The sequence below is a fragment of the Deltaproteobacteria bacterium genome, assembly GCA_026712905.1.
In the GTDB taxonomy this organism is placed as follows: domain Bacteria; phylum Desulfobacterota; class Binatia; order UBA9968; family JAJDTQ01; genus JAJDTQ01.
In genome coordinates, this window is sequence record JAPOPM010000234.1 from 1 (window position 1) to 2,077 (window position 2,077).

Below are 2,077 nucleotides of genomic sequence, written 5' to 3' on the forward strand. Positions count from 1 at the left end.
CTGGAGGTTCGGCAACATGGCTCCCGTTCCGGGCCTTTCGGAGGCGGACGTGAAGGAGATCGTGCGTTACGTGCGCGCGCTACAGCGGGCGAAGGGCATTTATTGAAGACACGGAGGACACCATGGGCGGACCCGAACCGATGAGATCCGGCCTTGTCGCCGTAGCCGTACTGACGTGGGTACTAATAACTCCCGCCGGAGTATCCGGCCACCGCGACGCCACTGGCATCGTCAAGCAGCGCATGGACGCCATGACTTCGATGGGCGGTGCGATGAAGGAGTTGGGGAAGATGATTCGCGGAACGCAACATGATGACGCTGAACGCTTCAAGGCGTACGCCGGAACCATCGCCCAACACGGGGGCGATGAATTGACGGCGTTGTTTCCGGAAGGGAGCTTGAATCACCCGACGCGGACGCTTCCTTCCGTGTGGGCCGATTGGGATCATTTCGTGAAGTTGGCGCAGGAACTCGAACGGACAGCGGGGTCTTTGGCATCGGCGGTGCCCGCTGAACGGGAAGCCCTGTTCAAGCGGTTACGGCGCACCTGCGCGGATTGCCACCGGTCTTTCCGCACGAAGAAGTGATATGCCGCTTCGCGGCTGATCGTCCGGTGGGGGTCCCGGCCGGTGATGTTCTCTCCCTTGATGCGACATTCGGCAGTGTCTTCATTGCTGTCTCCATTGGCGGCTGTGTGAGGCGCGGACCGGTCATGGCCCGTGCGGCGGATTTCTGCCGGCCTGGATTTCGCGGATGCGGTCCGGCCAAGTGGAGCGGATGTAGGAGAGCACGTCCCAGATCTCGTCGTCGGTCATGGCGTCGCCGAGGCCCGGCATGCCGCTCTCGATCCCGATAATGCCCCGGGCCTCCATCAGGGCGGTGCCGCCCAGTTTCGTGTAGTCGAAGAGAAGCTTGTTGTCATGATGCCAGGTATGGCCGCTCGCATCGTGCGGCGGCGCCGGCAGGACGCCGTCCTTGGGTCGCCGCCAGTTCGGCTGCCCTTCGAGGTTGGCGCCGTGGCAGGAGGCGCAGTGCTGCTTGTAGAGCACCTGCCCGTTTCGAATGTCGCGGCTGTCCAGTTCGTGACCGGCAAGGGCCGCACCGGACCAGCAGAGCAGGACGAGGATCGGCAGGGCGCCCTTCACGCGACTTCCACCCATGTCTTCATTCCGGACGCTTGGTGCGCGAGGGTGTGGCAGTGCAGGAGCCATTTGCCCGGATTGTCGAATACGCAGAGGATGTCGCGGCTCCGGCGCGGATCGACCAGCGTGGTGTCGCGGTAGTCGCCGAGCGAACCGTCTTCGCGCAGCTCGTGGAAATGGTGGCCATGCAGGTGGATGCCGTGCGGGAAGGCGGTGTCGTTGCGCAGGGTGATGCGGGCTGTCTCCCCGCGCGCGAACCGCCGCCACGGCGCATCGGGCATGCCGGATCGGTGGTTGAAGGCCCATAGATCGCCGCCCCGGTGACGCCCGCCCATGGCCCCTCCCTGCATGGCAAGCGTCAGGCGGATCACCGCACTCCGGTCGGGCGCCGGCGTGCGGGGAGCCGGAAGCGGGACGACCGCGGCCGCGGCGGGGGCGGGATTCGAGCCCTCCACGGCGATGGTGCCCAGTCCGTGGAGACCCTCGCGGGTCCGAAGGGCGAAGGACACCGGCGCCGCCACGTCGAGGATGACGTCGGTCCGCTGGGCCGGGGCGAGCAGCAGGTCTCGGAGCGGCGGCGGCTGGGCGAGCGGCATCCCGTCATGGGCCATGACCTTGCCGGTTCCCCCGCCGATCCGCAGCGCGAACATCCGCGCCGTGGCGGCATTGAGGAGCCGCAGGCGGACGCGGTCGCCGCGCCGGACCGTGGCCGCCGAGAACAGGGCGCGGGCGACGTTACCCATCCGCCCAGCATGAGAGAAGTCGTGGCGGTTGCCGAAGCTCTCATGCAGCGCGCCGTTGCGTTCCAGCCGCCAGTCGTCGAGGACGACGGTAATGTCGCGGTCGACGGGGGGCGGGTCCCGCTCCTCGACGATCAGCGGGCCGTAGAGCCCCCTTGCCACCTGTTCCCAGGAGCGGTGGTGGGCGTGGTACCA

General features: G+C 67.1%; 4 protein-coding genes. 2 read left to right on the top strand and 2 right to left on the bottom strand.

Annotation, left to right across the window (positions count from 1 at the left end):
• Both OXF11_19935 and OXF11_19940 read left to right on the top strand, forming a co-directional pair.
• A partial coding sequence (locus OXF11_19935; GenBank protein MCY4489371.1) for a cytochrome c occupies positions 1-106 on the top strand: 106 nt, incomplete at its 5' end.
• A gap of 16 nt (positions 107-122) precedes the next feature.
• Positions 123-587, top strand: coding sequence for a cytochrome c (locus tag OXF11_19940; protein ID MCY4489372.1), 465 nt, complete (start codon positions 123-125; stop codon positions 585-587).
• Positions 588-710: 123 nt separating this feature from the next.
• Here the strand turns inward: OXF11_19940 and OXF11_19945 are convergent, their stop codons facing one another.
• Both OXF11_19945 and OXF11_19950 read right to left on the bottom strand, forming a co-directional pair.
• Complete coding sequence (locus OXF11_19945; GenBank protein ID MCY4489373.1) at positions 711-1,160, bottom strand: cytochrome c; 450 nt, start codon at positions 1,158-1,160, stop codon at positions 711-713.
• Positions 1,142-2,077, bottom strand: a 936-nt coding sequence (locus OXF11_19950) for a multicopper oxidase domain-containing protein (GenBank protein MCY4489374.1), incomplete at its 5' end; no start/stop codon positions are given. The genes OXF11_19945 and OXF11_19950, both read right to left, overlap by 19 nt.

What these genes read in the sequence shown, in the direction of transcription:
- OXF11_19945 (MCY4489373.1), bottom strand. Translation starts at nt 1,160, where the DNA reads ATGGGTGGAAGTCGCGTGAAGGGCGCCCTGCCGATCCTCGTCCTGCTC.
- OXF11_19940 (MCY4489372.1), top strand. Translation starts at nt 123, where the DNA reads ATGGGCGGACCCGAACCGATGAGATCCGGCCTTGTCGCCGTAGCCGTA.